The sequence below is a fragment of the Vibrio hangzhouensis genome (assembly GCF_900107935.1).
GTDB classification, from domain to species: Bacteria; Pseudomonadota; Gammaproteobacteria; order Enterobacterales; family Vibrionaceae; genus Vibrio; species Vibrio hangzhouensis.
In genome coordinates this window covers 44,836-52,070 of sequence record NZ_FNVG01000027.1, presented here as the reverse complement: position 1 = coordinate 52,070, position 7,235 = coordinate 44,836, and the positions used below count along the sequence as shown (strand labels likewise).

Here is a 7,235-nt window from a genome sequence, read left to right as displayed (position 1 = left end):
AGGTGCTAGGTGCTAGGTGCTAGGTGCTAGAAAACTACGTATCGGCCTGCGGCATCAAGCTCAATGAGCCTTTGAACTGACGAAAACGAATAAAAAAGAGCAGGCCTGGCCTGCTCATTTCAGTGCTATTTTTGCTTTAGCTTGGAGAAGAATTTAAGCGTTGCAGAACGGTCACGTTTTGCAGAAGTTGACGTTGACTGGGTCGCTACCTGAGCCCCAGTAAGAGGCTGGAAGCTTTCGAGCACATAGCTGTCGTCGTAAACCACCGTACCAAATTCCTTACAGCGGATTTCCGCATTGGCACCCACGAGACAGTCAGAAATTTGTGTACCATCTTCAAGGGTAAATGACGCCATTTTGCCGCCGTACGCATATTCACTGGTATAAACATCCGTATTACCAACCTCTTCGCTGTAGGAAGAATCAATTACCTCTGATTCAAACGCTTTAACCAACAGGCTGCCGATTTGATAGCTTGCGGCTGGCTGTGTTAGCTCTGTTTCTCTGATAGTGCTGCTGTACTCTACATTGTCAGAAGGGTAATCTTGCCACGTAGTGGTATAAGTCCCGTCACCATTATCTAGCCAGGCGCCCTCTGCAACTATAACGTATTCACCACTTTGCGGGTCCGCGTAGTACGATACGAATGATTCACTATTACCGGAAACGGTATAGACATCTTTCCAACCGTTGTCACTCACAAAAGTATAAACCCCGTCGCGAGACAGATAATAATCTGAGATCGTAACCTGATTCTGCTGGGCAAATTCCAGCCCGACAAAATTACCGCTATTATCAATCACGGTTTGACCGTTAATTTGAATTTCGCCTTCCACATTCAGAATCGCGTTGCCCGCTGCAAAAGCCGAGGAAACACCTAACACTGATGACAGTGCGACCACTACTAGTTTTTTATTCATTGTTACATCCATATATTTATTGTTATTTGATGGTGAGTTTGCCAGAGACAACCAGCTTTTCGGCGGGTAAGTCACTGTCGCTATTTGAAACTAAAGCAAAGACCCCTTGTTGACCATTATTGGTGGATACCTCGATCACCACGTCCTCAGACTCGGACACTTCGATCTGGCTGTACTCCTTGCCATCTTGGTCAACCACTAGTGTTGCACTCTGCTTAAGTTCATCAACAGTTTTAAAGACCGTTCCACTCCCTGAGTCTTCACTGTCTCCCCCACCACAACCAGCTAACAGTAAGATAGCGCTGGATAGAAGTAGATATTTCATAATGTTCCTTATATATGCATCGCCTTTAATGCAAAAACTTTCATATCAAAGACATTCATACATTTCTGATCGAAATATCATTCCCGTGATGCAACTCAATCTATTTAACACAATGTAAACACCTGATTTATATAAATATATTATTCATTCATGGTAATTATTAATATGACATACAGCGGCAGTTTTCCAAATGAACGCGCGACGCAACCGCTACACTTGGTAACAAATCTGGGAGTAACTTGAGGGGGGTAATAACTGGAAACAGCTCCGAAGAGCTATTTCAGCAAGGCAACAACCGTATGGCGGCGAACGTTCGCCTGGGCATTCAGCGCTTTGAAGGTGGTGGTGAAATCTTGAGAAAGGCGATTAAACTGGGTCAGTTGCTCACTGACTTGTTCAGCAGAAGGGACATTAGACTGACTTTGGATGCGCGTCATCTGCGTGTTCAGTTGTGACTGAAACTGTCTAGCTTCGTTCAGACTGATCTGAGCTTGCTGCAGGTGCTGATTGACCTTGGCAATAGATTGTTTGATACCGTCACGAGAGCCTAAGTCAAACTTAAGTTCGGCCGTGCCATCCGGTTCTGCCTGAATGTTAAAGGTATTAGCCTGACCGGCTGGAAAACGGTGGCCCTGCCCTGTGACATTGACCTGTTGCTTCATCGCAGCGTAGGCTGACTCGTGAACCTCAAACAAAATACTGCCGTCGTGGGATAATGAGGCTCGCATCCCCATTGGGATCAGACTGCGATCGAGCTGCTTTACTGTACGGACACCATCCGACTGGCCGTCAAATTGCAGCACTACGGAACCGCCACCAGGAAAGTCCAGACGCACCTGCTCCGCTCTTTCACTCATGCGGTGCACGTTCAGTCCGGGGATAGAAAATCGCCTCACATCCGCGCTGTCGAGTTTGAGTTGCAGTTCATTATCAACTACACGCTTACCATCAAACCGGGCCTGGTTCAGCGTTGCGTCAATGGTGGTTTTCGAGCGGGTGAGCGCATCTGACGTGGCACTGGTGACCCCGTGTGAGAGCGAATGGGTCAACTGCCGTTTCACCTGCGTCAGCTCTTTACCGACCCCTTGCAGTGCTTTGGTGGCAATTTGCACCGACGTCGCGTGCTGCTGACCCTGAGTCAGTAACACCCCCGATAATGAGTAGGCAGACGTGATGTCTGCCTGAGGTCTTAAAAGGCGTTTGGACAGCGAACTGCTGGTATCCGAAGCCTGAGACGGAGCAATAGTTGCCGCCTCCTGCCCCGTCAGCTTAATACTATGCGGTCTGACTTCAACCGTACTAACTGCCATAACACCTTTCCTTGTTGCTCAAATTGGTCGACCTAAATACGGTCAAAAAGAGATAAATCGTTGATTTTCACATAGCTGGCCTGAGTTGCCTGCAGGGCAGCCATATAATTACTTAAGCGCACCGATGCCTCGCCATAGTCCAGAGCGGAAATGTCACTGGTCACCTTATCTACAAACAGCTTATTTTCACCATGAGCGCCGTCCATGAGATCAAGGTTATTATGACGGCCACCAATCTCGGTCATCGCACCCAGTACGTTGCCCAGCGTATCATCAATGGCATCCAGGCTGGCTGCAACTTCGTTTTGAAAATTTGGACTCGGGTTCTTAAATTCAACAATAAGCGCATCAATCTGATTGAGGACGTTATTACCGCCGCCCAGATCCAGAATATCCTGAGCCGTCATATTCGACTCCATCGTCACCCCTTTGGCGACAGTCACTACACGCTTATCATTATTACCCTCAATCACGTAACTGCCGCCTGCATTAGACACCGCAGCGGTATCTGTCTTAGTGCCAGAGAACAGGTAATGACCTTCTTCATCCTGAGCATTAAACGCAGCGGCAACGGAATCCCTCAGGCTTTCTAACTCAGTCACCATGACCGCACGGTCATCATCACTAATCGTACCATTGGCACCCCACAACACCAGCTCACGCATGCTTTTCAGGCCCTCATTCACTGAGTCAAGATAGGTCTCCTGGCTTGATAACGTGGTTTTCACATTAGCAATATTGCGCTGATACTGATTGATAGCACTGCCTTCGCGATCCAGGTTAAGCAATTGAATCGAGGCCATTGGGTCATCAGACAACTTGGTTAATCGATCCCCGGTGGCCATCTGTTGCAGCACCTTGCCCAGACCGGCATTATTGAGCTGCAAACTTTGCAGCATCATCTGGCTAAATTGAGTATCACTGACTCTCATACTAACTCCTTAAAATAGCTGCAACACAGAATCGAACAGTTGGTTGGCAGTGCTAATGACTTTCATGTTGGCATTATGTGCATTGGCAAACGTCATCAGGTTAGCGGCTTCTTCATCACTGCTTACCGCGCTGACGTTGTCGCGTGCGGCGACCGATTGCTCAAACATCGACTGTTTGGCCTGATAGTCCGAATCTGCCTGTCTGGCTTTGATCGCCGTTTGACCGACCATCGCAGTAAATGCATCATTAAGAGACAACGAACCAAGCCCTGAAATAGCAACCGGTTTGTTACTGATAGCGATCAGATCTTTCAAATTATCACTGTTACCCGGGTTACCATCCGCAGAGAAAGCCAGTTCATCCGCTTTGATATCGGTGATGTTGAGACTGGCTGCTGGGTTGGCAGGGTCATAAGTAAACAGGGGCGGCCCCGGATTACCATTCAGATCCACACCAGCCGCAAGTACAGCATTGAACTCGTCCGCTAAGTTACGAGCCATATCGTCGATGGCCTGCTGATAAGGCTTAAGCACATCTACCTGATAGTCATTGAGAGCACCTAGCTTGCCTCCCACATCCCCTTTGGCAGCAAAAGTTTGATTACCAAATTCGATTTGGATGTCGGCTAAATATGGGTCGCTTGGATCGGGTACCGCTGTGATCTTACTGGCATCCGCCCCCATCACCAGTGGTTGACCCGATACAAGCGCCAACTGAATGCTGCCATCTGCCTGATCGGTGGTTTTCACTTCCATGATTTTTGACAGCTCACCGACGAGTGCATCGCGGGTATCCATCAGTTGTGCTGGATTGCCACCAGTCCCCTGCATCTCCACTATCTGCTTATTCACATCAGCAATATTGCTCATCAGGCTGTTGGCCTGAGCAATAGCGGCATTGCGTTGGTCATGCACGTCTTTGTGCTGGTTGTGCAAAGATTCAGTTAGAGTATTGAAGCGGCGAGCCAAGGCTTCTGATTCATTAATCACCTGCTGGCGTAATGGGTTCGACTCTGGTTTAGTGGTCGCATCATTGAGAGACGCAAACAGCGAATCCAAACCTGCCGACAGACTGAATCCGTCTGCCCCCAGCATGTTTTCTAACTGGCTCATGGCACTGGTGTACCCGGACGCGTAATTGGCAGCACTGGCGGTTGACCAGGTCTGCTTCACCAGATATTGATCGGTCACGCGGCGAATGCTGGTCACCTCGACCCCCATACCCGCACTGTGTTTGTCGTATTTCCCCCCCGATAACGAAGCCATCATAGCTTGCTGTCGGCTGTAACCCGGAGTATTGATGTTGGCAACGTTCTGCGCAGTGACATCCAGTGCCACCCGGTTCGCATTCAGGCCAGAGAGCGCAATATTGACGAGATTCATGATAACTAGAGCTCCGTTGTTCTAATCAGAGACTGGGAAAATGCCATGGTAGTGGCGACTTCTTTAGGGGATTGCCTATAAAAGGCGACCGACTGTGTCTGGGAATTAACTGACTCAAGGGGTTCCGCGATCGCTTGCGTACCAACTTGTGACAATGGTTCCATATCGTTGGCAGGTTGCATCACGTTTGTTATCGCCGGGTCGAACTGCACTTCAAGATTAGACGAGGTTGACTGAGCCGGGCCGAGCTGTTTAACCAACATATCCGCAATGCCTGAGCTCTGTTTCTTGGCCATTTCAATCGCTAACTGACCATCATGCATATCACGGAATACCCCATGCTGCTGAGAGGAAAACGGACTGTCTTCATCGGCCAGCACATCGCTACTGCTGCGCATTTGTCTTAGCACCATTTGCAGAAACATGGCTTCGAACTGTCCCGCCACCTCTTGCAGAGCCCCCTGTTGGTCGCTGCTGTGTTTGATATTGGTCAGAGCCGCGTTGTCGTGATAAAGCACGCTGTTCATCTGCGTAGTGTCGTTCATCGCATCTATATTCATACTCAGCTCCTAAATCACGACCAGTTCAGCATTGAGGGCACCGGCCTCATGCAGCGCTTGCAAAATAGACATCAAATCCGTCGGAGTTGCGCCCAAACTGTTGACAGCATTGACGATGGTATTGAGTTCGGTTCCTTCCGGCCAAATCACCATCTGTGCCTGATCTTCGTTGATGTTTATCTTCGATTGATCCACCACCACAGTATCACCATCAGCAAAGGCATTAGGCTGACTCACTTTCTGCGATTCGGTTATCGAAACGGTCAGGTTTCCGTGGCTCACTGCAGCCTCGGTCACTTTGACGTTCTTACCGACCACCACAGTTCCTGTGCGCGAGTTGAAGACAATACGCGCAGGTTTGCGCCCTTCAACCACACTCATCTCTTCCAGCATGGACATCATGGTCACTCGTTGCTGACTGTCTTTAGGCGCGCGCATGTCCACGCGCACTTTATTGACGGCAATCGCCACATCCGGACCAAAGGTACTGTTGATCTCCCGGGCAATGTTCTTCGCCGTGGTGAAGCTGGCCTTGCGCAGGTTCAGAGTGATCTGCGAACGCGAGTTGAAATCCGACGGGATCTCACGCTCCAGTGTCGCACCGTTCGGTACACGCCCCGCTGTTGGGGTGTTTACCGCGACCTTAGAGCCACTGCGCCCTTCCGCTGATACACCACCAACCACGACGTTGCCCTGAGCTACGGCATACACCTCGCCATCCACGCCGCGCAACGGAGTAAGCAACAGCGTGCCGCCTCTAAGACTTTTGGCGTCACCGATAGAGGACACCACAACATCCAGCATTTGCCCCGGGCCTGCCATAGGATCGACGGTAGCGGTAACACTCACAGAAGCCACATTACGCAACTTAGGATTGGCATCGTCACCAATCTGCACCCCGAATTGGCGTAGCATATTGGTGATGGACTGAGCGGTGAACTTCACCTGATTTCGGTCCCCTTGACCATCAAGGCCCACGACCAGTCCATAGCCCACTAACTGGTTACTACGAACCCCCTGAACATCGACCAAATCCATAATGGGAATTTCCACTTCCGCTTTCGCGACGGGCATCATGCCCAATGCAAAAGCCAGAAAAATCGACGTGAAAAAATAGCGTTGTTTTGTCATTAGAACGGCATCCATGGGCTGGTGAAGAATTGAGTGAGCCAGCCAGCAGAGTTACTGTCTGCCAGAGCACCACGGCCAGAGTAGGTAATACGGGCATCACCGATTCGGTGCGAGTAAACCTGGTTGTAACGATCGACATCATCGACACGGACGATGCCTGTTACACGAATAAATTCATCGCCCTGATTGAGACGAATCCATTTTTCGCCGCTGATACGCAGCACTCCGTTGGGCAGCACTTCATGTACCGTCACCGTAATGGCGCCTTCCAGTTTATTGCCCTGCGAACTGGCAGCACTGCCATCAAAGGCGCGTGAACCATTCAAACCCACGGCAGTTTCATTCAGCGTAGTACCACCAATGGTTGCGGCGCTGAAATCGACATTGGAAGACTTGCCAAACTTGGTGTCAGCTTTTTTACTCGACTGCGTTTCTTCCACCAGCAAAACAGTCAGCACATCACCGATACGGTACGCACGGCGATCCTGGAATAACGTGAGGTTATACTGGTGGCGATACAGACTGCCCCCCGTGGCCTCCGGTAACGCATAATTCAGCTCTGGTGGTGCATACTTCTGCTCATCCGGCTCAGGCGGTACAAACTCGGGACGAGCTGCACATCCGGTCAACACCAGTAACCCTATTACCATCCACCATCGAGAAAGCCATTTCAT

General features: G+C 49.9%; 8 protein-coding genes. All 8 read right to left on the bottom strand.

The features are described from left to right. Positions 1-125 precede the first annotated feature (125 nt). The gene (locus C4S60_RS19970; RefSeq protein WP_103881398.1) at positions 126-920 is read right to left on the bottom strand and encodes a hypothetical protein; all 795 of its coding nucleotides are present in this window, start codon (positions 918-920) and stop codon (positions 126-128) included. Between the two features lie 22 nt (positions 921-942). Then, positions 943-1,245, bottom strand: a complete 303-nt coding sequence (locus C4S60_RS19965; protein ID WP_103881399.1) for a hypothetical protein — start codon at positions 1,243-1,245, stop codon at positions 943-945. Between the two features lie 275 nt (positions 1,246-1,520). Further along, positions 1,521-2,555 (bottom strand): flagellin, encoded by a 1,035-nt coding sequence (locus C4S60_RS19960; RefSeq protein ID WP_103881400.1) that lies wholly within the window; start codon positions 2,553-2,555, stop codon positions 1,521-1,523. 32 nt (positions 2,556-2,587) lie between these two features. Next, a complete protein-coding gene (flgL, locus tag C4S60_RS19955) occupies positions 2,588-3,487 on the bottom strand; it encodes a flagellar hook-associated protein FlgL (protein WP_103881401.1) in 900 nt (299 codons plus the stop codon). Positions 3,488-3,496: 9 nt separating this feature from the next. Next, positions 3,497-4,870 (bottom strand): flagellar hook-associated protein FlgK, encoded by a 1,374-nt coding sequence (gene flgK, locus C4S60_RS19950; RefSeq protein WP_103881402.1) that lies wholly within the window; start codon positions 4,868-4,870, stop codon positions 3,497-3,499. A gap of 5 nt (positions 4,871-4,875) precedes the next feature. Next, the gene (locus tag C4S60_RS19945; protein ID WP_103881403.1) at positions 4,876-5,430 is read right to left on the bottom strand and encodes a rod-binding protein; all 555 of its coding nucleotides are present in this window, start codon (positions 5,428-5,430) and stop codon (positions 4,876-4,878) included. Positions 5,431-5,439: 9 nt separating this feature from the next. After that, positions 5,440-6,561, bottom strand: a complete 1,122-nt coding sequence (locus C4S60_RS19940) for a flagellar basal body P-ring protein FlgI (RefSeq protein ID WP_167390990.1) — start codon at positions 6,559-6,561, stop codon at positions 5,440-5,442. Then, entirely contained in the window at positions 6,561-7,235 is a 675-nt protein-coding gene (flgH, locus tag C4S60_RS19935; protein WP_103881405.1) for a flagellar basal body L-ring protein FlgH, read from the bottom strand. Before flgH ends, C4S60_RS19940 begins: the two co-directional genes overlap by 1 nt.

Excerpts from the sequence above, each read along its gene's own strand:
- C4S60_RS19970 (WP_103881398.1), bottom strand. The coding sequence starts at position 920 with ATGAATAAAAAACTAGTAGTGGTCGCACTGTCATCAGTGTTAGGTGTT.
- C4S60_RS19965 (WP_103881399.1), bottom strand. The coding sequence starts at position 1,245 with ATGAAATATCTACTTCTATCCAGCGCTATCTTACTGTTAGCTGGTTGT.
- C4S60_RS19960 (WP_103881400.1), bottom strand. The coding sequence starts at position 2,555 with ATGGCAGTTAGTACGGTTGAAGTCAGACCGCATAGTATTAAGCTGACG.
- flgL (WP_103881401.1), bottom strand. The coding sequence starts at position 3,487 with ATGAGAGTCAGTGATACTCAATTTAGCCAGATGATGCTGCAAAGTTTG.
- flgK (WP_103881402.1), bottom strand. The coding sequence starts at position 4,870 with ATGAATCTCGTCAATATTGCGCTCTCTGGCCTGAATGCGAACCGGGTG.
- C4S60_RS19945 (WP_103881403.1), bottom strand. The coding sequence starts at position 5,430 with ATGAATATAGATGCGATGAACGACACTACGCAGATGAACAGCGTGCTT.
- C4S60_RS19940 (WP_167390990.1), bottom strand. The coding sequence starts at position 6,561 with ATGACAAAACAACGCTATTTTTTCACGTCGATTTTTCTGGCTTTTGCA.
- flgH (WP_103881405.1), bottom strand. The coding sequence starts at position 7,235 with ATGAAATGGCTTTCTCGATGGTGGATGGTAATAGGGTTACTGGTGTTG.